The sequence below is a fragment of the Mycobacterium sp. TH-M11 genome (assembly GCF_057473725.1).
Genome location: NZ_JBYCLD010000104.1, coordinates 1 through 26,092, shown reverse-complemented (window position 1 = coordinate 26,092; position 26,092 = coordinate 1). Strand labels below are relative to the sequence as shown.

Here is a 26,092-nt window from a genome sequence, read left to right as displayed (position 1 = left end):
CGCCCGATTGACGTGCAGATCTAAGATTTCCTCAGGACCACCAGGGGTGGCGGAGCGTGATCATCAGCGGTCCGCGCGTGTCCGGTGCCACCAAACCGACAGCGGTGGCTACGCTGATCGAACAACTGTTCGCCCTAGAAGGAGGCAAGGTGCGCGTAATGGGCGTCGACCCCGGCCTGACGCGCTGCGGGCTGTCGGTGATCGAGAGTCGCGGCGTCCGCCAGGTCATCGCGCTCGACGTCGATGTGGTGCGTACGCCGTCCGACGAGTCGCTTGCGCGGCGACTCCTCACGATCAGCGATACCGTCGACCACTGGATGGACACCCACCTGCCGGACGTCGTCGCGATCGAACGGGTGTTTGCCAACCAGAATGCGAACACCGCGATGGGAACCGCCCAGGCTGGTGGCGTGATTGCGCTCGCGGCCGCCAAGCGCGGCATCGACGTGCACTTCCACACGCCGAGCGAGGTGAAGGCGGCCGTGACGGGCAACGGCCGCGCAGATAAAGCTCAGGTTACCGCGATGGTCACCAAAATCCTTGCGCTGCAGACGAAACCGACTCCAGCGGATGCCGCGGATGCTCTCGCGCTGGCCATCTGCCACTGTTGGCGCGCGCCGATGATCGCGCGGATGGCCGAAGCCGAGGCCATGGTCGTCGAGCAGCGTAAGAAGTTCGCCGCGAAAGTGAAGGCCTCGAGATGATCGCGTCGGTGCGAGGCGAGGTGATCGATGTCGCGCTGGACCACGTGGTCATCGAGGCGGCCGGGGTCGGCTACAAGTTGATGGCGGCGCCGTCCACGCTCGCGACGCTGCGTCGCGGCAGTGAAGCGCGGTTGATCACGGCAATGATCGTCCGCGAAGACTCCATGACCCTCTACGGCTTTCCCGACGGAGACGCGCGTGACCTGTTCCTGACGTTGCTCGGCGTGTCCGGCATCGGCCCCAAGATCGCGCTCGCCACGCTGGCGGTCTACGACGCGACGGCACTGCGCCGGGCGCTGGCCGACGGCGATGTCACGGCGTTGACGCGGGTGCCGGGTATCGGCAAGCGCGGCGCCGAGCGGTTGGTGCTCGAGCTGCGCGACAAGATTGGGCCGGTCTCGCCGACCGCGGGCGCGGCGCTCAACGGGCATAGCGTCCGCGGACCGGTAGTGGAAGCTCTTGTGGGACTTGGCTTTGCGGCCAAGCAGGCCGAGGAGGCCACCGACAAGGTCCTGGCCGCCGACGACGAAGCCACCACCTCCACGGCGCTGCGGTCGGCGCTATCACTGCTGGGGAAGACGAAATGACTGACGAGGACTCCGAGGACCGGGAAGTCTCGGCGGCGCTGACCGTCGGTGAGGGCGACGTCGACGCCAGTCTTCGCCCTCGCTCGCTGGGCGAGTTCATCGGCCAGCCGCGAGTGCGCGAGCAGCTACAGCTGGTCCTAGAGGGCGCCAAAAACCGAGGCGGCACACCGGATCACATCTTGCTGTCCGGCCCGCCCGGGCTGGGCAAGACGTCGCTGGCGATGATCATCGCCGCCGAACTCGGGACGTCGCTGCGGCTGACGTCGGGTCCGGCGCTGGAGCGCGCTGGAGACCTCGCGGCGATGTTGTCCAACCTGGTCGAGCACGACGTGCTGTTCATCGACGAGATCCATCGCATCGCCCGCCCGGCCGAGGAGATGCTGTATCTGGCGATGGAGGACTTCCGGGTCGACGTCGTCGTCGGTAAGGGCCCTGGGGCGACGTCGATTCCGTTGGAGGTGGCACCGTTCACCCTGGTCGGCGCAACGACCCGGTCCGGCGCGTTGACCGGCCCGCTGCGCGACCGGTTCGGGTTCACCGCGCACATGGATTTTTACGAGCCTGCTGAGCTGGAGCGGGTGTTGTCCCGCTCCGCGGGGATTCTGGGCATTGAACTGGGCCGAGAGGCCGGCGCGGAGATCGCCCGTCGCTCGCGGGGCACCCCACGCATCGCCAACCGGCTGCTGCGCCGCGTCCGCGACTTCGCCGAGGTGCGCGCCGACGGGGTGATCACCTGCGACGTGGCCAAGTCCGCGCTGGAGGTTTACGACGTAGACGAACTCGGCCTCGACCGGCTGGACCGCGCTGTGCTGTCGGCGTTGACCCGCAGCTTCGGCGGTGGACCGGTCGGTGTGTCGACGCTGGCGGTCGCTGTGGGTGAAGAGGCCACCACCGTCGAGGAGGTGTGCGAACCTTTCCTGGTGCGGGCCGGCATGATTGCCCGCACGCCACGCGGCCGAGTCGCCACCCCGCAGGCGTGGACGCACTTGGGCATGACGCCGCCGGCCGGGGTCATGGGGCAAGTGGGCCTTTTCGAGTAGGTCGGCGGGCTCGCGTGCCGCCGCTGCCACAGCCGGTGGTGTGTTCTCACTAAATCGGGCGCGATCTCATCACAATAAGGGTGATGGCCGTCGGTACGGCAATGCCGTACAGTCTTGGTACGATATTCCGGTACAGCATAGGAAGGCGGCTCTCACTCATGACCATCAGCGCGAGTGAAGCACGACAGCGCCTCTTCCCGCTTCTTGAGCAGGTCAACACCGACCACGAACCCGTGCGCATCGCATCCAGGGCCGGAGATGCGGTGCTCATGTCGGCCGCCGACTACGACTCGTGGCAAGAAACGGTCTACCTATTGCGTTCACCCGAGAATGCACGGCGACTCATGGGCGCCGTCGCCCGAGACAAGGCCGGCCGCCCCGGCCCAGCCAGCTACACCACGTCGATCGACGAGCTCAAGGAGATGGCCGGCGGCTCGGAGTGAGGAGTATCAACTTCGATCCTGATGCCTGGGAGGACTTCTTGTTTTGGTTGGCCTCCGACCGCAAGATGGCCCGTCGAATCACCCGACTCATCGGAGAAGTCCAGCGCGACCCGTTCATCGGCATTGGAAAACCAGAACCCCTCAAGGGGGAACTGTCTGGGTATTGGTCCCGTCGGATCGACGACGAGCATCGGCTTGTGTATCGAGCAGATGATGACGAGGTCAAGGTCCTGAAAGCGCGATACCACTACTGACAACCGTCCGGGTCCGACTGCGGGGATGCAGAGCACTTCGTCGAGGCTGGCGGTGCGATCCCATTGTCAGCGAACAAACCCCAGGTGACCGCGCCCACCCCGGTCAACCAACTCTGGGCGAATAGGAGCTGTAATGATCACCGCCGCATTGGTATTCGCAGGCCTGGCCGGGTTGCTGCACGTGTACATCTTCACGATGGAGTCGCTGACCTGGACCAGCAAGCGCACCCGGGCCGCATTCGGTACGACGGCCGAAGATGCCGAAACCACCAAGCTGCTGGCGTTCAACCAGGGCTTCTACAATCTTTTTCTGGCGATTGTCGCCGGCGTGGGGATAGCCGCAATTGAGCTGGGGCACAAGGATATTGGTGCAGCGCTCATTTTTGCGGGCGTCGGATCGATGGCGGCAGCAGCGGTCGTGTTGCTGGCATCGGCCCCGGACAAGGCCCGGGCGGCATTGACGCAGGGTGCCTTTCCGGTGATCGCCGTCGTCCTGTTGGTCATTGGTCTCGTGACGCACTAGTAGTCATCCTCGGTGCACGGGTGACGATTCGTACCGCTCGTGACGTGGAATTGGCGCAACAGGCCGAGTTGGCGCAATCGACGGCTGCCTCTGACGACGCCGTAGCACCGTCGGCCCAAGCCGGGTGGTAACCACGGCGCCGCACCGGCACTCGCGCGAGAGCCACGAGAGCAAGGGCGGCCTGCTGCGCCGTGCCCTCAGCCACTGAGCGTTTCGAGTAGGACCCTAGAGTAGTCCGAGCAGTTGCAGATCGGTGACATATTTGACGATCACCGGCTGCGTGACATGCGGAATGTCTTTGTCCGGGCCGATTTTCGCTTCTTGCACCGCGGCGCGGAACCGGTCGGTCGGAGCCATCGACCCGTTGATCGGCGTTTGCGGCTGCCGGTAGTTGTGCAGCAGCGGCAACAGCGAGTACTGGCGTTGCCGTTCGGGCAGCGTCCGCAGCGTCATCTCGAATCGCTGCAGCCAGGCGCTGTAGTCGCCGATCCGCTGGATCGAATACCCGGAGTCGATCAGCCAGTCGACGTACTCGTCGAAGCCGATGCCGTCGTCGTACGGGTTCATCACGTGATACGTCTGGAATCCGTCCACCACCTGTGCGCCCAGAGTCGAGATGGCTTCGGCGATGAATTCCACTGGCAGCCCGTCGTAGTGGGCGCGTTGGCGGTTGCCGTCGGCGTCGAGCTCGTAGAACGAGGCCGGTGCGATCCCGGTGGCGACCAGGCTGAGCATCTGCCGGGTGAACATGTCCGGCAGGTTCAGCTGGCCCGCGTAGGTCGTGTCGGCCAGGATCATGTCGCAGCGGAACACCGCGACCGGCAGGCCGCACAGGTCGTGGGCTTCACGCAGCAGGACCTCGCCGGCCCACTTGCTGTTGCCGTAACCGTTGGCGTAGCCGTCGTTGACCGCCCGGGTGGCGCTGACCTCCCGAATGTCGGCGTCTTCGACGAAGCTGCCGGGCGCAATCTGATCGCCCACACCGATCGTCGACACATAAGTGAAGGGCTTCAGCTTCGACGTCAGCGCGATCCGCAGCAGTTCGGCAGTGCCCACCGCGTTGGGACCGAACAGCTCGCTGTAGGGCAGCACGTGGTTGACCAGGGCGGCCGGGTCGACGATCAGATCGACGGTGTCGGCCAATCGCTGCCACGTCGCCGCGTCCAGCCCGAGGTTGGCCTCGCCCTTGTCGCCGGCGATGACCTCGAGGTGATCGGCGGCCAACGTCCGGTAATGCGCCAGTAGCGTCGGGTCGCCGCTGTCGAACGTCGCGTCCAGCCGTGCACGTGCCTCCGCGTCGCTCTTGGCCCTGACCAAGGCGATCACCTTGCCGTCGACGAGGTCCATCCGCTCCAGCCATTCCAGCGCCAGGTAGCGGCCCAGGAATCCGGTCGCGCCGGTCAGCAGCACGGTCCGAACCTCGCGGTCGGCCGTTGGCAGGTTGGGAGCCGCAGCCAGGGTGGCCTCGCCGACGAATTTGTCCAACGTCAGGTCGGAGGCATGCACCTCGGTCGCGTCGCGGCCGTGCACCGATGCGAAGCTGGGCCGCTTGCTGCCGCGTCGTTCACCCTCGATATAGGTGGCGATAGCCTGCAGGTCGTTGGCTGGGCTGACGATCACGCCGACCGGCACGTCCACATCGAAGATCTCGCGCAACAGGTTGCCGAATGTCAACGCCGACAACGAGTCACCGCCCAAGTCGGTGAAATGCGCGTCCGGCGTCAGATCGGACTTGGCCGCACCGAGCATCGCCGCTGCCGCGCGGCTGACGGTCTGCAGCACCGGGGCGTCGGCGCCGCTGCGACGCAGCTCGGAGAGTTCGTTGGCCTGGCCGTCGGCCAAGTCGGCATACAGCTGTTCGAGGCGCTCGCCGTAGTGCTGCTTGAGCTTGGGCCACGCCAGCTTGCGGATACCGGTCAGCAGCCCGTTCTCCAGGGTGAACGGCGTGGTCTCGATGATGAAGTCGCGCGGCACCTCATAGGACTGCAGGTTCGCCTGGCGGGCGACAGTCTGCAACGACTCGGCGATTTCCGACTTCGACGCGGTCCCGTCGCTCGGTACGACGACCGCCAAAAGGTAAGGCTGCGAGCTGTTTCCGTAGACATAGATCTGGCGGATCAGCGGGCTGTTGCCGAACTCGGCTTCCAGCTTGGCCAGCGTGACGAACTCGCCCTGCGCCAGTTTCAGCACGTTGTTGCGGCGGTCGACGTAGACCAGGTGGTCCGGGGAGGTCTCGGCGAAGACGTCACCGGTGCGGTAGTAGCCGTCCTCGTCGAACACGGCCGCGCTCGTTTCGGCCCGCTTGTAGTAGCCGGGGAACATGTTGGGTGTTTTGAGCAGCAGTTCGCCCCGTGGATAGGGCCGGTCGGTGGCGAAGTAGCCGAGGTCGGGGACGTCGACCAGCTTGTAGTCTTGCACCGGTGGACGCTGGACCTCACCGTCGAGCAATACCATTCCGGCCTCGGTGGAGCCGTAACCGTCCACCAGATGGATCTCCAGCAGCGATTCGACCCAGCTCCGCAGCTCGGGTGAGATCGGCGCGGAGCCGGTCATGGCGAAGATGAAGCGCCCACCGAGCAGTTCGTGGCGCAGTTCGTTCAGTACCTGCGCTTGCGCGGTGTCCTGGCTTACTCCCTCGGCGGTCCGCCGGCCGACCTCGCTCAGGTATTCGCTGTGGAGCATCTCCCAGATGCGTGGCACGAAGTTCATCTCGGTGGGCCGGACCAAACGCAGATCCTCGAGCAGCGTGGACAGGTCGCTCTTGGCGGCGAAGTAGGCGGTGCCGCCGTTGCCGAGCGTGCCGTAGAGGGTGCCGCGGCCCATCACGTGGCTCATCGGCATGAAATTGAGGGTGATCGACGCGGCGCTGGGCCCGAACCAGTTCTTGGTCGAGCGGTTCCACATCTTGGCGACGTTGCTCTGCGGGTACATCGCGCCTTTGGGGGCGCCCGTGCTGCCCGAGGTGTAGATCAGCACAGCCAGCGGGTCTTCGTCGCCATCGGTGGTTGTGTGCGCCACAGGTAGATTCGCGCCGCGCTCACGCACGTCGTCGAGGACGTCGATGGTCAGGCCCAGGTCGGCGAGCCGCTCGTGGGCGGTTTGCAGGGCCTCGCGGTTGTCGTCGATGTCGTGGCGGTAGTCGAAAACGACCAGTCGCCGCGTGGTGTGGCCGGCCTGGGCGGCGGCCAAGATCACGTCGACGGCGTCGGGCAGATAGTCGACGCTGGCCGCGAACAGGGTGGGCTCGGTCTCGATCACGATCGGCTGCAGTTGTGTGATCGCCGCGCTGGTCTGCAGTGGAACCGAGACGGCGCCGACGCGGCCCAGGGCGATGTCGACGGTGGTGTAGTCGACGCTGGTGAACCCGAGCACGCAGACGCGGTCACCCCGGTTGATCATGCCGTCGGTCAGCGCGCGGGACACGTGGTCGATCCGTTCGGCCAACTCGCCATAGGTGACGTGGGAGAACCAGGGGAGCAGCTGGGCGGTGGTCCGCCCGGTTTGGGGGTCTTTGACCAGCTCAAATGCGCGCTGCGCAAGCGCCGCCCGGTCAGAGTAGCCCTCCAGTACGGCCGTGGTCACCGCAGTCAGTTGGGTCCCGGCCGCCTCGATGGTTGCGGCCACGCGCGGATCAGGTCGCGCTGCAGCGAACTCGGGGTCGTTGGCGGCGAACTCCGCTGCGCGACGTTCTTGGTCTTCCTGGGTCTCGATCGACATAGCAGAACCTCACAACTTGCGAATTTGGGAATCCTATCGGTGCGGCGCTGCACCTAATGAGTACTACGTTAGCAAAGGTAACTATATTCCGGGGCGACCGGGCGTCGACGCGGTGCGACTCATGGCCGGACATGCCTTGCGCTGCGCTGCGGGCCTAGGCCGATGACCGTCGTCGCGTGGTGTTCGGCGCGACGTCGCCGGGAGAGCCGCCGGCTTAGTGGCTGGCTCGTAAGTTCGCCGGGGGCCGGGAGTTGCCTTCGCCGCGTCGAGATCGACGTTTTGGCGGCCTGCTGCTCGAACTTTGCCGCCAAAACGTCGATCTCGGCGCTCACCCCGTTGCCCGCGTCCTGGCTCAACCAGACCGCACGGCCAATCACAGGGAAATTCACCACCATCGACCTCCACGAACTGCTGACCATCAACGCGAGCACAACCCAGTCCAACCCCGCCCAATCCAACCCTGCGCAGCCTGAACACGACCCCTCGAACTTACGAGCAAGAGCACTTAGAGCCCGGCGAGCAGACCGGCCAACACGTCAAGGCCTTCACTGAGCAACTCATCACTGATCGTCAGCGGCGGCAAAAATCGGACGACATTGCCAAAGGTGCCCGCCGTCAGCACGATGACGCCCGCCGCATGGGCTGCGGCGGCTAGTGCACTGGTCAGCGTGGCGTCGGGCTCGGCGTTGTCGGGGTTGACGAACTCGACGGCGATCATGGCGCCACGACCTCGGACGTCGCCGATGCGATCATCGGCGGCCTGCAGCGCGTGCAGACGGTCTTTCATCAGCCGCTCGATCTGGAGAGCTCGTTCGAGCAGGCCGTCGGCTTCGATGGTGTCGAGGGTGGCCAGCGCGGCCGCGCAGGCCAACGGGTTGCCGCCGTAGGTGCCACCCAGGCCGCTGGTGTGCGGAGCATCCATGATTTCGGCGCGACCGGTCACCGCGGACAGCGGCAACCCGTCGGCGATGCCCTTGGCTATACAGACCAGATCGGGTTGGACGCCTTCGTGTTCGCAGGCGAACATGGCCCCGGTCCGGGCGATCCCGCTCTGCACCTCGTCGGCGATGAACACCACGTTGTTGTCCCGGCACCAGCGCAGCAGAGCCGGCAGGAATCCCTCGGCGGGGACGATGAAACCGCCTTCACCCTGGATGGGCTCGACGATGATCGCGGCCAGATTGTCCGCGCCGACCTGCTTGGCAATGATGTCGATGGCGCGACGGGCGGCGAGCCCGCCGTCGGTGGCCATGTCCTTGTCGATCAGCCCGTCGCGGTAGGGATAGGACATCGGCGCGCGGTAGATCTCCGGCGCGAACGGGCCGAACCCGCTTTTGTACGGCATGGACTTTGCGGTCAGCGCCATCGTCATGTTGGTGCGGCCGTGGTATGCGTGGTCGAAGGCCACCACGGCGGACTTTTTGGTGTACGAGCGGGCGATTTTGACGGCGTTCTCGACGGCTTCGGCACCGGAATTGAACAGCACCGAACGCTTTTCGCCCGGACCGGGGACCAGCCGATTCAGTTGTTCGGCGACGGCCACGTACTCCTCGTACGGCGTCACCATGAAGCAGGTGTGGGTGAAATCCGCGGCCTGCGCGGACACTGCCTGGACCACTCGCGGCGCGGAGCTGCCGATGGTGGTGACCGCGATACCCGATCCCAGGTCGATCAGGCGGTTGCCGTCGACGTCTTCGACGATTCCCCCCGCCGCCCGAGCGGCGAACACCGGCATGGTCGTGCCCACCCCGGCCGAGACCGCCGCAGCGCGGCGTCTAGTCAGCTCTAGCGATGCCGGACCAGGGATTTCGGTGACGAGGTGGCGGCTTTGTTCGATAGCGGTCACATCGAAAGCCTAGCCCGGCGAGGACCCGGCCCGCGAGGCTCAACATGGGACGGGGCGCACTGTCGGCGGCGGGTCCGCCACGCCGAAATCAGCCGGCGGCGGTATGCCCCAGCTGGCGGCAGACATTGCCATTGGGGTCCCACCATTGGCCCGGTTCACAGTTGAGAGCCGGGCCCTGGCCGAGGGGGCGGCAGATGTTGCTGTATGCGTCCCAGTACTGGCCGGAATCGCAGTTCCCGGGCGGGTCAGCCCAGCTCGTGGCCGGCGTCGCGAACGCGACTGCAGCCCCCGCGAGCACCACGGTGCCTGCCAATCGGCCGATCAAGTTTGTTCTCATCCCGGACCTCCTCGTTAGCCGTGTGAAATCTCGTGCCACGTTCCGGCTCGGCCTAAAACCTCGAAGGCTGCGCCGTCGATCGGATCGACCGTAACAAACGAGCTCACGGGCTCGCGGCGCAGTCGGCGAGGCTGGCGCACCGGGTAGCCGCGAGCGATCACAGCGGCCAACGCCAACGGGTCCGCCGCCACCAGAATGGCTTTCACCGCGGCCGCGTCGGGAATCGCGATCCTGGCGATGACGTCGCCCAAGCCCCTGCTCCGGCGCTGCGCAACGCGTCGACCAGTTCCATCACCCAATGGTCCGGCGTGGCGCCGGCCTGATGGCACACTGGTGACCGTCCAACGACCTCGACGAAAGATCTCTGCCTTCATGAACCAAACGGTTGTATTCCTGCCGATGCTGATCGTCTTGGGGGCGTTCATGTTTTTCGCGTCGCGTCGTCAGAAGCGCGCGATGCAAGCCACCATCGACCTGCATGAGTCGCTGAGGATCGGCGACCGGGTCCAGACCACGTCCGGCCTGCACGGAACCATCATGCGCATCACCGACGATGTCGTGGACCTCGAGGTGTCCCCGGGCGTCGTCACCACCTGGGCGAAGCTGGCGGTGGCCAGCCGCGTCGAGCCCGAGGTTCTCGACACCGCAACCGGCGAGCCGGCCGACGACGCGGGCCGACTGCCCAACGACTGAGGTCGCAGGCCCGCCCCGTACCCTTTTCGGTGCAGTCGAACCGAGCGGGGCGCGAGAGGCGAACGGGTCGGTGACGGCCTGCACAAAAGCGCATCGCGCATGAGCGGAGGAGACTCAACACGTGGCATCGCCATCGGCGCCGGTGCATCCTGGCCGCTATCTGGCGGTATTCCTGGTCCTGTTGATCGGTGTCTACCTGCTGGTGTTCCTCACCGGCAACAAGCGGGCCGACCCGAAGCTCGGCATCGACCTGCAGGGTGGCACCCGAGTCACGTTGACCGCGCGCACACCGGATGGATCGCGGCCGACCCGGGAGGCGTTGTCGCAGGCGCAGGCGATTATCAGTGCCCGGGTCAACGGCCTGGGCGTATCCGGTTCTGAGGTCATCGTCGATGGCGACAACCTGGTCATCACGGTCCCGGGTACCGACGGGAACGAGGCGCGCAACCTCGGCCAGACCGCCCGGCTCTACATCCGCCCCGTGATCAACGCCCTGCCCGTCGACAGCGCCGGCATGCAGGGCGGTCCGCAGTCACCCGTGCCGGGTGGCCGGGAGGCCCGACCCGGCACCCCCGCGCCCGACGGTCAGCCGGGCGCCCCTGCACCTGACCTGCTGCCCGCGGCGCCGGCGCCCGGTGGGCAGCCGCTGCCGCCCGGTGGCCCGGCTGTCCCGCCGCAGCCGCGGCCCTACCCGCAGGATGCGCCGACCAAGCCATCCCCGCCGCCGCCGGCACCCGCTTCGCCGGCGGCTGAGCAGCCCGCACCGCCGGAGCTACCCCCGATTCAGCCGGGGCCGCCGGATCCGCGTAAAGACCTTGCCGAGCGCATCGCCAAAGAGCGCGAGTGGCGACAGAGCACCAACAAGGGCGTGCAGTTCCTGGCGCTCCAATATGAGGCCACCCGCTGCTTCCAGAAAGACATCCTGGCCGGCAACGACGATCCCGCTCTGCCGCTGGTGACCTGCGACATCCAGCACAAGCAGGCTTACCTTTTGGCACCGTCCATCATCAGCGGCGACCAGATCGAGAACGCCAGTTCGGGCATGGACCCGCACAGCGGCGGTTACGTCGTCGACGTGCAGTTCAGGAGCGGGGCGGCCAACACCTGGGCGGACTTCACCGCCTCGCACATCGGCACGCAGACCGCGTTCACGCTGGACTCGCAGGTGGTCAGCGCGCCGCAGATTCGCGAAGCGATCCCCGGTGGCCGCACCCAGATCACCGGTGGCGACCCGCCCTTCACCGCGAGCTCGGCGCGTGAGCTGGCCAACGTGCTCAAGTACGGCTCGCTGCCGCTGTCTTTTGAGTCGTCGGAAGCCCAAACTGTCTCCGCGACACTGGGATTGACGTCGCTAAGGGCAGGCTTGATCGCCGGCGGGATCGGACTGATTCTGGTCCTGCTGTACTCGCTGCTGTACTACCGAGTATTGGGCGTGCTGACGGCATTGTCGTTGGCCGCCTCTGGCGCAATGGTTTTCGCAATCCTTGTGCTGCTCGGCCGATACATCAACTACACACTGGACCTGGCCGGGATCGCGGGTCTGATCATCGGCATCGGGACCACGGCCGACTCTTTCGTGGTCTTCTTCGAGCGCATCAAGGACGAGATCCGCGACGGCAAACGGTTCCGGTCGGCGATTCCCCGGGGTTGGGCGCGGGCCCGCCGGACGATCCTGTCGGGCAACGCGGTCACCTTCCTGGCCGCCGCCGTGCTCTACGTCTTGGCGATCGGTCAGGTCAAGGGGTTCGCGTTCACGTTGGGCCTCACCACGGCCCTCGACACTGTGGTGGTGTTCCTGGTGACGTGGCCGCTGGTCTACCTGGCGGGCAAGTCGAAGCGGCTGGCGAAGCCGGCATACAACGGCCTGGGAGCGGTCCAGCAGGTCGCGCGCGAACGGAGCGCCGCGAGCGCCGGAGCGTACGCGACGGGACGGGGGTAGCGGGATGGGCTCAAACGCGGACACGGCCGGCGCCGAGGACACGACTGCCGTCGAGATCAGCAAGGACACCGCACGAGTGGTGCGCCCGAGCGGCGACGACTCCGCGACGGTGCCACACCACAACTTCTTCGTCCGGCTCTACAGCGGAACCGGCGCCTTCGAAGTCATCGGACGACGTCGGCTGTGGTATTCGGTCAGCGGGGTGATCGTCGCGATCGCGGTGGTCAGCATCCTGGTTCGGGGGTTCACCTTCGGCATCGACTTCAAGGGCGGCACGACGATGTCGATGCCCGTCGTCGGTGACAAGGCGCATGCCAGCGTCAGCCAGGTCGAGGACGTCTTTAGGCAGACGCTGGGCCACGACCCGGAGGCGGTTGTGATCGTCGGCAGCGGATCGTCGGCGACCGTGCAGATTCGCTCGGAGACGCTGTCCAACGACAAGACCGATAAGCTGCGCGACGCGCTGTTCGACAAATACGCACCCAAGGGCGCCGACGGTCAGCCCAGCAAGAAGGCCATTTCCGATTCGGCGGTGTCCTCGACATGGGGCGGGCAGATCACCACGAAGGCGGTCATCGCCTTGGTGGTCTTCCTGGTGCTGGTCGGGCTGTACATCACCGTCCGCTACGAGCGTTTCATGGCGATTTCGGCGCTGACCACCATGGTCTTCGATCTGACCGTCACCGCAGGGATCTATTCGCTGGTGGGCTTTGAAGTCACCCCGGCCACCGTCATCGGGTTGCTGACGATTCTGGGTTTTTCGCTGTACGACACCGTGATTGTGTTCGACAAGGTCGAAGAAAACACCCACGGCTTTCAGCACACCACCCGGCGGACATTCGCCGAGGAAGCCAACCTCGCGGTCAACCAGACGTTCATGCGATCGATCAACACCAGCCTGATGTCGACGCTGCCAGTGCTGGCCCTGATGGTGGTGGCGGTGTGGCTGCTGGGCGTGGGCACCCTCAAAGACCTGGCTCTGGTGCAGTTGATCGGCATCATCGTCGGCACCTACTCGTCGATCTTCTTCGCCACTCCGCTGCTGGTCACGCTGCGTGAGCGCACCGAACTGGTGCAGACCCACACCCGTCGGGTCCTCCGGCGGCGCGGACCGGACGCCGGCAAGGTTGCCACCAAGCAGACGCGGTCCCAGGAGGGCACCGAGTCGGACGCCAAGCCGGCTCCTGCACGCTCCGCCGACACCGCTAAGCCGCCGCCCGGCAAGCCGGCTCCGGGAGCCCGGCCGGTCCGTGGTGCATCCGGCCGCCATGCGCGTCCGACCGGCAAACAGAACAACCGCTAGCGCAGATGATGGCCTGGCGTCGGCGTGTGGCCGCCGGTTGTCTGACGGTCACCCTTGCGGCGGCTGCGCCGGGCGCGCTGACGGGATGCTCGGGCAGTGTGGCAGGAAACGTCGACTACGTCGTCGACGGCGCGTTGGATTCCTACAACACCAACACCGTCGGCGGCGCGGCCTCCGCCGGTGCGCAGGCATTCGCCCGCACGCTGACCGGATTCGGCTACCACGGCCCCGACGGTCAAGTCGTCGCCGACCACGACTTCGGCTCGATCTCGATGGTCGGTGGATCACCGCTGGTCCTGGACTACCAGATCGCCGACAATGCCGTGTATTCCGATGGCAAGCCGATCACCTGCGACGACTTGGTGTTGGCGTGGGCCGCTCAGTCCGGCCGTTTCCCGGGGTTCGACGCCGCCAGCCAGGCGGGTTACGTCGACGTCGCGTCGATCGAATGCCAACCCGGGCAGAAGAAAGCCCGGGTGTCGTTTGCGCCTGATCGCAACATCGTCGACTACAACCAATTGTTCACCGCCACCACGATCCTGCCGTCGCATGTGATCGCCGAAGAACTCGGTGTCGACGTCACGGCGTCGCTGCTGGGTAACAACGCACCGAACATCGCACGCATCGCGCAAACGTGGAACACCACCTGGAGCCTGCGGCCGGGCGCGTCGTCCAGCGTCATCGCCAAGCACTTCCCGTCCTCCGGGCCGTACCGGATCGAGTCCGTATTAGACGGTGGCGCAGTGGTTCTCGTTGCCAACGAGAAGTGGTGGGGCGCCAAGCCGATGACCAAGCGGGTTACGGTGTGGCCGCAGAAAGCCGACATCCAGGACCGGGTCAACGACAAGAGGGCCGACGTGGTCGACGTGGCGACCGGTTCGTCGGGAGCTCTGGCCACGCCGGACACCTACCGCCGCACCGACGCGGCGTCCGACGGTATCGAGCAGCTCATCTTCGCGCCGGGCGGACCGATGGCCGACATCGCGGCCCGTCGCGCCGTCGCGTTGTGCACTCCGCGTGATGTGATTGCCCGCGACGCGCAGACGCCGATCTCCAACGCACGCCTGCACACCGCCTCCGACGACGCCATCGGCCAGGCCGAGAACATCCCCGAGGCAGCGCGATTCATCAAAGCGGACCCGGTGGCGGCGCGCGCCGAGCTGAAGAACAAGCCACTGCCGGTGCGGATCGGCTACCGCGGGCCCAACGCGCGCCTGGCCGCGATCGTCGGCGCGATCGCGAAGGCCTGCGGCCCGGCCGGTATCACGGTCTCCGACGTCACGTCGGACTCGGTCGGCCCGCAGGCACTCAAGGACGGCATGATCGACGTGCTGTTGGCCAGTACCGGCGGCGCCACCGGCAGTGGCTCCACCGGCTCATCGGCCATGGACGCCTACGACCTGCACACCGGCAACGGCAACAACCTGTCCGGCTACACCAACGGCCAGATCGATGGCATCATCAGCTCGCTCGCGGTGTCGGCCGACCCCGCCGACCTGGTCCGGCTGCTGGCCGAGAGTGCTCCGGTGCTGTGGGCGGGCATGCCGACGCTGCCGCTGTACCGCCAGCAGCGGACCCTGCTGGCGTCGAAGAAGATGTACGCCGTCGGCACCAACCCCAGCCGGTGGGGCGCAGGTTGGAACATGGACCGATGGGTGCTGATGCGGTGACGGCGGCCGAGTTGGTCGTTGCGCTGACCCGGCAGGTCGCCGATTTCCCATCGCCGGGCATTGCGTTCAAGGATCTGACCCCGGTGTTCGCCGACCCGCGTGGGCTGACTGCGATCACCGACGAGCTGGCCGACGTCGCGTCCGGCGCCGATCTGATCGCCGGTATCGACGCGCGCGGATTTCTGCTCGGTGGGGCGGTGGCGGCCCGGCTGGGGACCGGTGTGCTGGCCATCCGAAAGGGCGGCAAGCTGCCACCGCCGGTGCGCACCGAGGATTACCAGCTCGAGTACGGCACGGCGAGCCTGGAGTTACCCGTCGACGGGATCGCACTGAGCGGTCGCAGCGTTATGGTCGTGGACGACGTGCTGGCCACAGGCGGGACACTCGCGGCGGCGCACCGGCTGCTCGAGAGAGCGGGTGCGCAGGTCCGCATTGCGGCGGTGGTCATCGAACTGGCCGGGCTGGGCGGGCGTGCGCGCGTCGCGCCGCTGGCGGTCCACAGCGTCGCGGTTCTCTAGCGCACCGCGCGACGGACGATATCCTTGAAGCTTCGGAGGTGACTGACGTGGCGGACGACAAGGGTACGGCGATCCAGCCGCCCACCGAGCCGCTGCAGCTTGCCGACTTCTCGCCTGCGGCGAGCGAGCCCGGGATCGGCCTCAAAGCACCCTCCAGCGCGTCGCGCCGGGTTCGCGCCCGGCTGGCGCGCCGAATGACCGCGCAGCGCAGCACGATCAGCCCCGTGCTCGAACCGCTGGTCGCGGTGCATCGGGAGGTTTACCCCAAGGCCGACCTGTCGCTGTTGCAGCGGGCCTACGAGGTGGCCGAGCATCGGCACGCCAGCCAGCTGCGGCATTCGGGCGACCCGTACATCACCCACCCGCTGGCGGTGGCCAACATCCTCGCCGAGCTGGGGATGGACACCACGACGCTGGTGGCGGCACTGCTACACGACACCGTCGAAGACACCGGGTACAGCCTGGAGGAACTGTCCGCGGACTTCGGCGACGAGGTCGGTCACCTCGTTGACGGGGTGACCAAGCTGGACCGCGTGGTGCTCGGCAGCGCCGCCGAGGGCGAGACGATCCGCAAGATGATCACCGCGATGGCCCGCGATCCCAGGGTGCTGGTGATCAAGGTGGCCGACCGGCTGCACAACATGCGAACCATGCGCTTCCTGCCCCAGGAAAAGCAGGCCCGCAAGGCCCGCGAAACACTGGAAGTCATTGCCCCGCTGGCACATCGGTTGGGTATGGCCACGGTCAAGTGGGAGTTGGAGGATCTGTCTTTCGCCATCCTGCATCCCAAGAAGTATGAGGAGATCGTGCGATTGGTGGCCGGCCGGGCGCCGTCGCGTGACACCTACCTGGCCAAGGTCCGGGCCGAGATCATCGCCACGCTCAACAGGTCGAAGATCAACGCGGTGGTCGAGGGACGCCCCAAGCATTACTGGTCGATCTACCAGAAGATGATCGTCAAGGGCCGCGACTTCGACGATATCCACGACCTCGTCGGCATCCGGATCCTTTGCGAGGAGATCCGGGACTGCTATGCCGCTGTGGGCGTGGTGCATTCGCTGTGGCAACCGATGGCGGGTCGGTTCAAGGACTACATCGCCCAACCGCGCTACGGGGTGTACCAGTCGCTGCACACCACCGTCGTCGGTCCCGAGGGAAAGCCGCTGGAGGTGCAGATCCGCACCCGCGACATGCACCGCACCGCGGAGTACGGCATCGCCGCGCACTGGCGTTACAAGGAAACCAAGGGCCGCAACGGCGTACCGCATTCACACGCCGCCGCCGAGCTCGACGACATGGCCTGGATGCGTCAGTTGCTCGACTGGCAGCGGGAGGCCGCCGATCCTGGTGAGTTCCTCGAATCGCTGCGTTACGACCTTGCGGTGCAAGAAATTTTCGTGTTCACGCCCAAGGGCGACGTGATCACGTTGCCCACCGGGTCCACCCCGGTCGACTTCGCCTACGCGGTGCACACCGAGGTGGGCCACCGCTGTATCGGCGCCCGTGTCAACGGCAGACTGGTGGCGCTGGAACGTAAGCTCGAAAACGGGGAAGTGGTCGAGGTTTTCACCTCGAAAGCGGTGAACGCCGGACCGTCTCGTGACTGGCAGCAGTTCGTCGTCTCGCCGCGGGCCAAAGCCAAGATCCGGCAGTGGTTTGCCAAGGAGCGTCGCGAAGAGGCGCTCGAGACCGGCAAGGACGCAATCAACCGTGAAGTGCGCCGCGGCGGTCTTCCGTTGCAGCGCTTGGTCAATGGCGGATCGATGGCCGCCGTGGCCAACGAATTGCACTACGCCGACGTGTCGGCGCTCTACACCGCGGTGGGGGAAGGCCACATCTCGGCCAAGCATGTCGTGCAACGGTTGCTCGTCGAACTCGGCGGGATCGACCAGGCGGAGGAGGATCTCGCCGAACGCTCCACTCTCACCGCGATTCCGCGCCGCCCGCGCAGCGACGACGTCGGGGTCGCGGTGCCGGGCGCGCCGGGTGTGCTGACCAAGTTGGCCAAGTGCTGCACGCCGGTGCCGGGCGATGAGATCCTCGGCTTCGTCACCCGCGGTGGGGGAGTCAGCGTGCACCGTACCGACTGCACCAATGCGAGGTCGTTGCAGGATCAGTCCGAGCGCATCATCGAGGTGCACTGGGCCCCGTCACCGTCGTCGGTGTTCCTGGTGGCGATTCAAGTCGAAGCGCTCGACCGGCACCGCCTGCTCTCGGATGTGACCCGTGTGCTGGCCGACGAACGGGTGAACATCTTGTCGGCCTCGGTCACCACTTCAGCGGGTGACCGAGTAGCCATCAGCCGCTTCACTTTTGAGATGGGCGACCCCAAACACCTGGGCCATCTGCTCGACGTGGTCCGCAATGTCGAAGGCGTCTACGACGTTTACCGGGTGACGTCAGCGGCGTGACGGTGACGGTCGCCGGGCGACTGGGCTTCGTCGCCGCGCGGCGCACGCCATGCTGGACAGGTCAGTCCCGACGCGCTGAGGTGATGGTGACCTCCTTGGCGGGCTTGCCGTCGTCGCCGCCGCCGGCGACACCACCTGCGGCGATCTTGTCTATCACCGCCAGTCCGGACTGGCTGACCGTGCCGAAAATCGTGTACGTGGGCGGCAGCAGCGAGTCGCGGTACACCATGAAGAACTGGCTGCCGTTGGTGCCGGGTCCCGCGTTTGCCATAGCCAGTGTGCCCCTGGGGTATACGACGGGTATCTGGAGCGCCGGTTCGCCGGGTGGGTACTGAATGGTCGGGTATTCGTTGGCGAACTCATAGCCTGGGCCGCCGGTGCCGTCGCCCTTGGGATCGCCGCACTGCAGCACCGACAGCGCGCGGGCCGTGGTCAGCCGGTGGCATTCGGTGTTGTCGAAATAGGCCTGCTGCGCGAGGCTCACGAAACTGCTTACCGTGCAGGGTGATTCGTTGTTGGCCAGCTCTAAGCCGATCCGGCCGCGATCGGTGACGATGGTCAGCCCGATCTGGGCGGGATCGGTGGGGACCTTGCCGTTGGGTGGCGGGGCGGCCTGCTTGCCGGGCGGTCCGGCGGTCCGCGGGTATTGGCAGTTGGCTCCCACGGCGGGCCCGGGGAAGAACGGCGGTAACTTCGGGCCGGTAATCGGCGCGGCCGGCGGCAACGTGGACGGTGCTACCGACGCGGCGCTGCTCGACGTGGTGGCGGCTGTCTTGCCGGCGTTGTGGTGGGTGCACGCCGTCAGCGTCACGGCGACGGCGGCGATACCGAAAACAGCGGTGGTGCGGGGCAGTTTCATCGTCATCAGTCCAGTTGCACCGACTTGATGGTGACCTCGCTGGCCGGCGGTCCGTCCTCGACGCCGCCGGCGATGCCGCCCTTGGCGATCTTGTCCAGGGTGGCCAGGCCGTCCTGCTGGATCTTGCCGAAAATCGTGTAGGCGGGCGGCAACGGTGTGTCCTTGTACACCAGGAAGAATTGGCTTCCGTTGGTGTTCGGTCCGCTGTTGGCCATCGCCAGCGTGCCCCGCGGGTAGATCACCGGCTCCTGGGCGGCCGGGTCGCCCGGCTTGTACTCATCGACCGGATATTCGTCAGCGAACTCGTAGCCCGGTCCACCGGTGCCGTCGGCGCTCGGGTCACCGCACTGCAGAATCGACGAGGTCAGCCGGTGACATTTGGTGCCGTCGAAGAATTTCTGCTGCGCCAGACTCGCGAAACTGTTGACGGTGCAGGGTGATTCGTTGTTGGCGAGCAGCAGTCCGATAGGTCCCTGGTTGGTGACCATGCTGACGCTGACCTGCGCCGGATCGGTGGGCACCTTGCCCGTCCGGGGTGGTTTGGCCGGATTGGCCGGCTGCCTGGGCGAGCGCGGGTACTGGCAGTTGGCGCCAAGGTCGGCGTTCGGCGTGAAAGCCGGCAACGGCGCGCCCGTTGGGCTGGGAGCGGAGCTGGTCGAGGTGGCCGAGCTGGAAGAGGCGCCGGAGCCGGCCGACGCCTTCTTGTCGTCGTGACGGGTGAACACGACGATCGCCACGATCGCCACCACCGCGACTACCGCCGCGATCGATCCTCCGACGATGGCCAGGGTCCGACGACGACGGGCCTGCTCGGCGCGGCGTTCGAGTTGCCGCTCCAATTTGCGCTTGGCTGAGGCTCGTCGCTGTTCGTTGCTCGGCACCGCCGCTCCTTCCATGATCGCTGGCTGGGTTTCGTCGAGTGTGCCAGTTCATCCTCGATGAGGGTGGCGCGACCCGTCGCCGATCACCTGGATGGGAAACTGGGAGACGTGTTCATCACCGGATTCCCGGCCGGGTTGCTGCAGTGCAACTGCTACGTGCTCGCGCCGCACCCTGGAGCCGACGCCATCGTCATCGACCCGGGCCAGCGCGCGATGGGCCAGCTGCGTCGCATTCTGGACAAGAATCGGCTGACGCCGGCGGCGGTGCTGCTCACCCACGGCCACATCGACCACATCTGGTCGGCGCAGAAGGTGTCCGACACCTTCGGCTGCCCCACCTACATCCATCCCGAAGACCGCTTCATGCTGACCGATCCGATCAAGGATCTCGGGCCGAAGATCGGCCAACTGCTTCTCGCTGCCATCTTTCGGGAGCCCAAGCAGGTCATCGAACTGGACCGCGACGGTGACAAGATCGACCTGGCCGGTATCAGCGTCACCGTCGACCACACGCCCGGTCACACTCGTGGATCGGTGGTGTTCCGGGTCGGCGGAGACAAGGATCTGGCGTTCACCGGCGACACCCTGTTCCAGCGATCAGTGGGTCGCACCGACTTGTTCGGCGGCAGCGGCCGCGATTTGCTGCGGTCGATCGTCGACAAACTCCTGGTGCTCGACGACAAGACCGTGGTGTATCCCGGGCACGGCAACTCCACCACCATCGGTGACGAGCGGCGGTTCAATCCCTACATCGAGGGGCTGAGCCGGTGACCGAGTTTTCTGCGCCAAAGGGTGTGCCGGACTACGTCCCGCCGGAGTCGGCTCGGTTCGTCGCGGTCCGTTCGGCGCTGCTGGGCGCGGCGCGGCTGGCCGGCTACAGCGACATCGAGTTGCCGATCTTCGAGGACACCGCGTTGTTCGCCCGCGGGGTGGGGGAGTCCACCGATGTGGTGTCCAAGGAGATGTACACCTTCGCCGACCGGGGGGACCGCTCGGTGACGTTGCGGCCGGAAGGCACCGCCGGGGTGGTGCGCGCGGTGATCGAGCATGGCCTGGACCGCGGGGCGCTGCCGGTCAAGCTGTGTTATGCGGGCCCGTTTTTCCGCTACGAGCGTCCGCAGGCGGGCCGTTACCGGCAGTTGCAGCAGGTCGGTGTGGAGGCCATCGGCGTCGACGACCCCGCCCTGGACGCCGAGGTGATCGCCGTCGCCGACGCGGGATTCCGCTCGCTGGGCCTCGACGGGTTCCGCCTCGAGATCACCTCACTGGGCGACGACACCTGCCGCCCGCAGTATCGGCAGTTGCTGCAGGACTTCCTGTCTCACCTCGACCTCGATGACGAAACCCGTAAGCGGGCCGAGATCAATCCGCTGCGGGTGCTCGACGACAAACGTCCCGAGGTCAAGGCGATGACGGCCGATGCCCCGGTGCTGCTCGACCACCTGTCCGATGAGGCCAAGCAGCACTTCGAGACCGTGCTGGCGCACCTCGAGGGCCTGGGCGTGCCCTACGTGATCAACCCGCGGATGGTGCGCGGGCTCGACTACTACACCAAGACCACCTTCGAGTTCGTGCACGACGGACTGGGCGCCCAGTCCGGCATCGGCGGAGGTGGTCGCTACGACGGGCTGATGCGCCAACTCGGCGGAGCCGACCTGTCCGGCATCGGGTTCGGCCTCGGCGTCGACCGGGCGCTGTTGGCGCTGAGCGCCGAAGGAAAAGACATCGGACCCACCTCGCGTTGCGACGTGTTCGGCGCGCCGTTGGGCGGGCGGGCCAAGCTGCGACTGGCGGAACTGGCCGGCCAACTGCGTGCGGCGGGTGTGCGGGTAGACCTTGCCTACGGTGACCGCGGTCTCAAAGGGGCGATGCGCGCGGCCGATCGGTCCGGTGCCCGGTTGGCGCTGGTGGCCGGCGACCGCGACATCGACGCGGGAACGATCGGCATCAAAGATCTGCGGACGGGCGAGCAGGTCGACACGGCGACTGATTCGGTTGTCGGCAAAGTACTTTCGCTGCTAGCGCGGGACGAGGCTGGTGAACTGTGTGCCGGTGGGGAAATGTTCAGTCGCCGCGAGGCCGAGTGAGCGTGAACTGCTCGACCACGCTGATGGCCCCGTAGGGGCCGTTGACCGCGTAATGGGTGGCCTTGATCGAGGTGTTGTCGCCCGGCCTTCCCGGGTCGACATCGAAAACGACGAAACCACAGGGGTTATGGCTGTCCCGGAACGCCGACCACGGCGCTTCCTCGACCACGTAAACCGGAGTTCTGCGACCGATCCCGTCGCGTGAGTCGCCCAGACCGGTCACCACCCGGCATCTCGGTTGCGGGAAGAACAGGGTGTTCGACGGCGCGGATGTTCCGCCGCCGCCGATGACCAGGTGCACGGTACCTCTCGTCGTGTCGATCGTGTCGCCGTGGTCTTGCACCGGGATCGGGGTTCGGGTCTCGGTGTCCTGCGCTCCGCGAATCGGGTGGGAGCGTTCGTAATGATGCTCGTGGCCGCACACCACCAGATCGACGTGATAGCGGTCGAACAAGGGCAGCCAATCTTGACGGACGCCCAGGTCGGCGCCGTTGGTGTGATCGGCGGTGGACACCGCGGTCTGGTGCATGCACACGATCACCCAGTCGACCCGCTTGTCGGCCCGTGCGTTGGCGAGTTCTTTTTCCAGCCAACGCTTTTGAGCGCCACCGGAATAGCCGCGGACGTAGCTGTTGCCGCCGTCCTGGTAGCAGACGTCGTCGTTGCTGAGGCTGATTATCCGCACCGAGCCGGCCGTGAACGAGTACCACAGGCCCCGCAATTCGGGGTCCGATGTGGTGTCGGGCAGGTCAAAATAGGTCTGATAAGCGGCGTAACCGATTGGGCCGTTGCCGATTTCATTCTCGTGGTTGCCCGCGGCCGGCATCCACGGCCGGTAACGGGCGGAGCGGCTGTTGTTGTCGAACCAGTCCGACCAGGTGCGGATGCGATCGTTGGACAGGTTGGCATAACACAGGTCGCCGTTGACCAGGTTGAACAGCGGGCCGACCCGCTCGATCGCGGTGGTGATGTCCCCGGCTGCCGGCGACCCCAGATTGTCGCTGCGATAGCCGCTCGCTGTCAGCCTGCCCAGTGTCGGGGTGGCCTGATCGCCAAAGCTGGTGAAGCGCAATGGACTCCGTCCCGACGGCGCGGTGCGCACGGTACCCAGCTCCGGGTCGGTGCCGTCGTGTAGCGCGGCGTACACATAGTCGGTATCGGGTGTGAGATTGTCGAGTTTTGCGTGGTGTACCCGGACTTCGGTGTGCGATTTGGCGTCGCGATAGGTACGGGTTTCGGCCGGCACGGTGCGGCCAAAACCGCCGGTCGACGTGCCCGCCATGACGCGCGGGTTGCTGACCGGCTCAGTGGTGTGCCACGACACGACGACTTCGCTGGAGGCGTCCCTGCCGAATTGCAGATGCAGGCCGCCCACCGGTTGGGTTCCGCTGCGGCTGGGCCTACGCCACAGACTGGGCCCAGACCGGGTGGACCCGACAAGCGCGACGGCACCGGCGCCCAGTCCCGCTCCGACGAGCGTTGTGGTGGCGCCGGTCGCCAGTAGCGTTCGACGGCTGATGCCCGGCGTCGGCTTGGTGGCCTCGTCCGACGGTGACTGTTCGACCATGCCTCTTTCTTACCTGCTGCGGCGTCGCGGGCCGTCGGAGGTCAACCCGGGAGTACGCACGCCCCCGCACGCCGGCTCGATCGCGGCGCCGAAGGCATTGGCGAAAGCCGGCAAAACCGATCTGCTTAAGTCTTCTCTCAGCTTTGTGATCGGTGCGAGATTCCGGTTATGAAGCCTATTTGGCGAAGCCAATAACGGTGCGATCGGTTCGAAATCATCGGCGTCCGCTGAATGGCCGACGCGACTTCCCGGGCGCAGCACGCCGCGGGCGCCCGGCGCTGGTTGTCGGCCATGTCGTTGATCGAGGCGAGGAGCGATCGGGATTCGCCGCGGCGGCCGCCGGCGTTGTCGGATCACGTCGCACAGCTCCAGTTCGCGGCGACCGATCGAATCGACAGCTTGTGGCCAATTACGCTGAGATCAAGACGTTTACGGCGAATGGGATCGTGTCGAGGGTTAGCTGAGGCAGAGCGGAGCCAAGTGCTCATCGCGACCGGACCGCTGATCGGCGTCGATCGTGGCGTTGCGGACACGCGCGCGAAGATTTGCCGTCTGCCGGCCAACGGCCAAGGTCCAGCAGGTGCCGTGGCTGGTCTCGTTTTCGTGCGCGCCCGCCATCGCCGAGAACGTCATGTAGCGGTGGCTTTACAAATTGTCGACCGCGCAATCTCTCTTTGGTATTTCTCAGCACGGTATGCGCTACCGTGATTTAAGATTACCGAACTGCCAGAGGTCAAACATACGTTCTTAGCGGTGAGTGATTCGCATTGGCTCATCGGCCGAGGGCGACCAGTCTGGCTCTTGCCTGAAGGAGGATCGGTGTCGTTCGTAACTGCGCAACCGGAAGAGCTGTCCGGTGCTTCTGCCAGTCTGGCCGGCCTCGGTGATGCGATGGCAGCCAGAAACACCGCAGCGGCCGCGCCGACTACCGGCCTGGCTCCCGCTGCTTCGGATATTGTTTCGGCAATGACGGCGGCGCAGTTCGGTAAGCACGGTGCCGCGTATCAGCAGATTGCCGCCCAAGCGGCGGCGGTCCACGAACAAGTAGTAGCCGCGTTGCGTTCTGGGGCGGGTGCCTACGCGCTGACCGAGGCAGCCAACGCAGCTGCTGCCGACTAAGGGGGGCCCAGGTCGATGAGCTTCATGATGTTTCCGCCGGAGGTCAACTCCGGCTTGATGTACAGCGGCGCCGGCTCGGGGCCGCTGGTGGCCGCCGCGTCGGCGTGGAACGAGCTAGCTGCCGATCTCGAATCCACCGCTGCCTCGTATCAGTCGGTGCTCGCGCAGCTCACCGGGGCGACGTGGTTGGGGCCAACGTCGGCTCGGATGGCGGCGGCGACGGCGCCCTACGTCGAGTGGCTGTCGACCACCGCGGGCCAAGCCGCGCAGACCTCGGCTCAGGCCCAATTCGCCGCCGCGGCCTATGAGGGCGCGTTCGCCGCGACGGTGCCTCCGGCGGTGATCGCCGCCAACCGTGCGCTGCTGGCGGCGTTGGTGGCCACCAACTTCCTCGGCCAGAACACCCCGGCGATCATGGCGACCGAGGCGCATTACATGGAAATGTGGTTCCAGGACGGTCTGACCATGGACAGCTACGCGACCGCCTCGCAGCAGGCCGTCGTGCTGCCCCAGCAGACCCCGGCGCCCGCGTCCAGCGACGGCGGGCTGTCGTCTGACTTGGCGTCGGCGGCGCAGTACATTCAGAATTCCATCAGCACCACCTTGAACAATCTCAGCACGGCGCTGCAGGGCCTGCTGAGCGGGAACACCACCGCGGGCACCACAACCAACAGCCTGTCGTCCGCGCTCGCGTCGGCCGCGACCAACCTCAGCGGTGCCAGTTCGACTGCGCACTCCGCCGCCGCTACCTCGGCGACCAGCACGGCGACCGGGTTGGCCCTGGGCAATGCCGCCACTAGCGCGTACGGCGCGATCCTTCCGGTCCAGGGCTCCTACTATGCGGCGATGTTGGCCAGCATGCCCGCCAAAATGCTCATCAGCCTGGGTAACTCGATGAGCGCCAGCCAAGCGCTGCAAGCGAGCCAGCAGGCAATGCTCGCCGACGTCCAATCTCTCGTCGACGGCAAGCTGAAGGCTTTGCTGGGCAGCATTTCCGGTCAGATGCGCGGTTTCGGATCGCAAATCACCGCCCAGCTGGCTGGTGCGGGACGCCTCGGCGGCATGTCCATCCCCAATGGCTGGGCACAGTCTGCCCCGGAGATGGTTCGCGCCGCACCGGTGTTACCGGCCAACAGCGTTGCACCACCGCAGATTGCCACCGCGTTGCCCAACAGCCCGTACACCCAGGCGCTCATGGGGTCCCTCAACGGGCGCGGCATGGCTACTCAGGCCGCCAAGACGTCATCGGTGAAAATTGAGACTCGCACGCCGGCTGGCGGATGAGACCCGGGGGGATGCCTTTGCCGCCGTGCGCGCTAACCAATGAGATGCCACTAACCCAAGACATGACAGTGAGATAAGGGGAGAGATATGCCTACACGTTTTATGACTGATCCGCACGAGATGCGGGCGATGGCTGGACGTTTCGAGTCCCACGCCCAGACCGTCGAGGACGAGGCCCGCAAGATGTGGGCGTCTTCGCAGAACATCGCCGGCGCGGGCTGGAGCGGCACCGCGCAGATGACCTCGCACGACACCATGGGTCAGATGAACACCGCGTTCCGCAACATCGTCAACATGCTGCACGGGGTGC

The 26,092-nt window shown here is 66.3% G+C and carries 23 protein-coding genes and 2 pseudogenes; 18 read left to right on the top strand and 7 right to left on the bottom strand.

The genetic code is table 11. The features are described from left to right. Positions 1–149: 149 nt before the first annotated feature. The 6 genes from ruvC to AC2VOG_RS04390 all read left to right on the top strand — a co-directional run bounded on the left by ruvC (position 150) and on the right by AC2VOG_RS04390 (position 3,551). Positions 150–704 carry a crossover junction endodeoxyribonuclease RuvC gene (ruvC, locus tag AC2VOG_RS04415; protein WP_486938725.1) on the top strand — a complete coding sequence of 185 codons (555 nt, stop codon included), beginning with the start codon at positions 150–152 and terminating at the stop codon, positions 702–704. Then, a complete protein-coding gene (gene ruvA, locus AC2VOG_RS04410; protein ID WP_486938700.1) occupies positions 701–1,291 on the top strand; it encodes a Holliday junction branch migration protein RuvA in 591 nt (196 codons plus the stop codon). The genes ruvC and ruvA overlap by 4 nt, the downstream gene beginning before the upstream one ends. After that, entirely contained in the window at positions 1,288–2,331 is a 1,044-nt protein-coding gene (gene ruvB, locus AC2VOG_RS04405) for a Holliday junction branch migration DNA helicase RuvB (protein ID WP_486938699.1), read from the top strand. Before ruvA ends, ruvB begins: the two co-directional genes overlap by 4 nt. A 158-nt stretch (positions 2,332–2,489) precedes the next feature. Then, positions 2,490–2,774 carry a type II toxin-antitoxin system Phd/YefM family antitoxin gene (locus tag AC2VOG_RS04400; protein ID WP_486938698.1) on the top strand — a complete coding sequence of 95 codons (285 nt, stop codon included), beginning with the start codon at positions 2,490–2,492 and terminating at the stop codon, positions 2,772–2,774. Beyond that, positions 2,771–3,028, top strand: a complete 258-nt coding sequence (locus AC2VOG_RS04395) for a Txe/YoeB family addiction module toxin (RefSeq protein WP_486938697.1) — start codon at positions 2,771–2,773, stop codon at positions 3,026–3,028. The genes AC2VOG_RS04400 and AC2VOG_RS04395 overlap by 4 nt, the downstream gene beginning before the upstream one ends. 133 nt (positions 3,029–3,161) lie before the next feature. After that, positions 3,162–3,551: a DUF1304 domain-containing protein gene (locus AC2VOG_RS04390; protein WP_486938696.1), complete on the top strand. Its 390-nt coding sequence runs from the start codon at positions 3,162–3,164 to the stop codon at positions 3,549–3,551. A gap of 225 nt (positions 3,552–3,776) precedes the next feature. Here the strand turns inward: AC2VOG_RS04390 and car are convergent, their stop codons facing one another. The 4 genes from car to AC2VOG_RS04370 form a co-directional block, all read right to left on the bottom strand. Next, positions 3,777–7,268: a carboxylic acid reductase gene (gene car, locus AC2VOG_RS04385; RefSeq protein WP_486938695.1), complete on the bottom strand. Its 3,492-nt coding sequence runs from the start codon at positions 7,266–7,268 to the stop codon at positions 3,777–3,779. A gap of 505 nt (positions 7,269–7,773) precedes the next feature. Next, a complete protein-coding gene (gene gabT, locus AC2VOG_RS04380) occupies positions 7,774–9,114 on the bottom strand; it encodes a 4-aminobutyrate--2-oxoglutarate transaminase (RefSeq protein WP_486938694.1) in 1,341 nt (446 codons plus the stop codon). Between the two features lie 88 nt (positions 9,115–9,202). Beyond that, complete coding sequence (locus AC2VOG_RS04375; RefSeq protein WP_486938693.1) at positions 9,203–9,451, bottom strand: hypothetical protein; 249 nt, start codon at positions 9,449–9,451, stop codon at positions 9,203–9,205. A gap of 14 nt (positions 9,452–9,465) precedes the next feature. Continuing rightward, complete coding sequence (locus tag AC2VOG_RS04370; protein ID WP_486938692.1) at positions 9,466–9,702, bottom strand: hypothetical protein; 237 nt, start codon at positions 9,700–9,702, stop codon at positions 9,466–9,468. A 121-nt stretch (positions 9,703–9,823) separates the two neighbouring features. Between AC2VOG_RS04370 and yajC the strand changes: the two genes are divergently transcribed. From yajC to AC2VOG_RS04340, 6 genes are all read left to right on the top strand, one after another. Continuing rightward, positions 9,824–10,144, top strand: coding sequence for a preprotein translocase subunit YajC (gene yajC, locus AC2VOG_RS04365; protein WP_486938691.1), 321 nt, complete (start codon positions 9,824–9,826; stop codon positions 10,142–10,144). A gap of 121 nt (positions 10,145–10,265) precedes the next feature. Then, on the top strand, positions 10,266–12,083 hold the full coding sequence (gene secD, locus AC2VOG_RS04360) for a protein translocase subunit SecD (protein ID WP_486938690.1): 1,818 nt from the start codon (positions 10,266–10,268) through the stop codon (positions 12,081–12,083). 4 nt (positions 12,084–12,087) lie between these two features. Next, positions 12,088–13,386, top strand: coding sequence for a protein translocase subunit SecF (secF, locus tag AC2VOG_RS04355; protein ID WP_486938689.1), 1,299 nt, complete (start codon positions 12,088–12,090; stop codon positions 13,384–13,386). Between the two features lie 8 nt (positions 13,387–13,394). Then, the gene (locus AC2VOG_RS04350) at positions 13,395–15,056 is read left to right on the top strand and encodes an ABC transporter substrate-binding protein (RefSeq protein WP_486938724.1); all 1,662 of its coding nucleotides are present in this window, start codon (positions 13,395–13,397) and stop codon (positions 15,054–15,056) included. Beyond that, positions 15,038–15,574 carry an adenine phosphoribosyltransferase gene (locus AC2VOG_RS04345; protein WP_486938688.1) on the top strand — a complete coding sequence of 179 codons (537 nt, stop codon included), beginning with the start codon at positions 15,038–15,040 and terminating at the stop codon, positions 15,572–15,574. Before AC2VOG_RS04350 ends, AC2VOG_RS04345 begins: the two co-directional genes overlap by 19 nt. Positions 15,575–15,666: 92 nt before the next feature. Further along, positions 15,667–17,985 carry a RelA/SpoT family protein gene (locus tag AC2VOG_RS04340; RefSeq protein ID WP_486938723.1) on the top strand — a complete coding sequence of 773 codons (2,319 nt, stop codon included), beginning with the start codon at positions 15,667–15,669 and terminating at the stop codon, positions 17,983–17,985. 61 nt (positions 17,986–18,046) lie between these two features. Here the strand turns inward: AC2VOG_RS04340 and AC2VOG_RS04335 are convergent. Both AC2VOG_RS04335 and AC2VOG_RS04330 read right to left on the bottom strand, forming a co-directional pair. Further along, positions 18,047–18,811: pseudogene (locus AC2VOG_RS04335) on the bottom strand (peptidylprolyl isomerase); the annotation flags it as partial. 38 nt (positions 18,812–18,849) lie between these two features. Continuing rightward, positions 18,850–19,725 carry a peptidylprolyl isomerase gene (locus AC2VOG_RS04330; protein WP_486938687.1) on the bottom strand — a complete coding sequence of 292 codons (876 nt, stop codon included), beginning with the start codon at positions 19,723–19,725 and terminating at the stop codon, positions 18,850–18,852. Between the two features lie 108 nt (positions 19,726–19,833). Between AC2VOG_RS04330 and AC2VOG_RS04325 the strand changes: the two genes are divergently transcribed. After that, positions 19,834–20,496, top strand: a complete 663-nt coding sequence (locus AC2VOG_RS04325) for an MBL fold metallo-hydrolase (RefSeq protein ID WP_486938722.1) — start codon at positions 19,834–19,836, stop codon at positions 20,494–20,496. Continuing rightward, a pseudogene (gene hisS, locus AC2VOG_RS04320) lies at positions 20,493–21,749 on the top strand (histidine--tRNA ligase); the annotation flags it as partial. The gene AC2VOG_RS04325 and the pseudogene hisS, both read left to right, overlap by 4 nt. A 40-nt stretch (positions 21,750–21,789) precedes the next feature. Here the strand turns inward: hisS and AC2VOG_RS04315 are convergent. After that, positions 21,790–23,379 (bottom strand): purple acid phosphatase family protein, encoded by a 1,590-nt coding sequence (locus tag AC2VOG_RS04315; RefSeq protein WP_486938686.1) that lies wholly within the window; start codon positions 23,377–23,379, stop codon positions 21,790–21,792. Here AC2VOG_RS04315 and AC2VOG_RS04310 point away from each other — a divergent pair. From AC2VOG_RS04310 to AC2VOG_RS04295, 4 genes are all read left to right on the top strand, one after another. Next, complete coding sequence (locus AC2VOG_RS04310) at positions 23,378–23,551, top strand: hypothetical protein (RefSeq protein ID WP_486938685.1); 174 nt, start codon at positions 23,378–23,380, stop codon at positions 23,549–23,551. The genes AC2VOG_RS04315 and AC2VOG_RS04310 overlap by 2 nt on opposite strands. 647 nt (positions 23,552–24,198) lie before the next feature. Next, complete coding sequence (locus AC2VOG_RS04305) at positions 24,199–24,498, top strand: PE family protein (RefSeq protein ID WP_486938684.1); 300 nt, start codon at positions 24,199–24,201, stop codon at positions 24,496–24,498. Positions 24,499–24,513: 15 nt separating this feature from the next. Continuing rightward, entirely contained in the window at positions 24,514–25,782 is a 1,269-nt protein-coding gene (locus AC2VOG_RS04300; protein WP_486938683.1) for a PPE family protein, read from the top strand. Between the two features lie 87 nt (positions 25,783–25,869). Next, on the top strand, positions 25,870–26,092 hold a 223-nt coding region (locus AC2VOG_RS04295; RefSeq protein WP_486938682.1), incomplete at its 3' end, for a WXG100 family type VII secretion target.

Excerpts from the sequence above, each read along its gene's own strand:
- ruvA (WP_486938700.1), top strand. The coding sequence starts at position 701 with ATGATCGCGTCGGTGCGAGGCGAGGTGATCGATGTCGCGCTGGACCAC.
- ruvB (WP_486938699.1), top strand. The coding sequence starts at position 1,288 with ATGACTGACGAGGACTCCGAGGACCGGGAAGTCTCGGCGGCGCTGACC.
- AC2VOG_RS04400 (WP_486938698.1), top strand. The coding sequence starts at position 2,490 with ATGACCATCAGCGCGAGTGAAGCACGACAGCGCCTCTTCCCGCTTCTT.
- AC2VOG_RS04390 (WP_486938696.1), top strand. The coding sequence starts at position 3,162 with ATGATCACCGCCGCATTGGTATTCGCAGGCCTGGCCGGGTTGCTGCAC.
- car (WP_486938695.1), bottom strand. The coding sequence starts at position 7,268 with ATGTCGATCGAGACCCAGGAAGACCAAGAACGTCGCGCAGCGGAGTTC.
- AC2VOG_RS04375 (WP_486938693.1), bottom strand. The coding sequence starts at position 9,451 with ATGAGAACAAACTTGATCGGCCGATTGGCAGGCACCGTGGTGCTCGCG.
- yajC (WP_486938691.1), top strand. The coding sequence starts at position 9,824 with ATGAACCAAACGGTTGTATTCCTGCCGATGCTGATCGTCTTGGGGGCG.
- secF (WP_486938689.1), top strand. The coding sequence starts at position 12,088 with ATGGGCTCAAACGCGGACACGGCCGGCGCCGAGGACACGACTGCCGTC.
- AC2VOG_RS04350 (WP_486938724.1), top strand. The coding sequence starts at position 13,395 with ATGGCCTGGCGTCGGCGTGTGGCCGCCGGTTGTCTGACGGTCACCCTT.
- AC2VOG_RS04345 (WP_486938688.1), top strand. The coding sequence starts at position 15,038 with ATGGGTGCTGATGCGGTGACGGCGGCCGAGTTGGTCGTTGCGCTGACC.
- AC2VOG_RS04310 (WP_486938685.1), top strand. The coding sequence starts at position 23,378 with ATGCCTCTTTCTTACCTGCTGCGGCGTCGCGGGCCGTCGGAGGTCAAC.
- AC2VOG_RS04315 (WP_486938686.1), bottom strand. The coding sequence starts at position 23,379 with ATGGTCGAACAGTCACCGTCGGACGAGGCCACCAAGCCGACGCCGGGC.
- AC2VOG_RS04300 (WP_486938683.1), top strand. The coding sequence starts at position 24,514 with ATGAGCTTCATGATGTTTCCGCCGGAGGTCAACTCCGGCTTGATGTAC.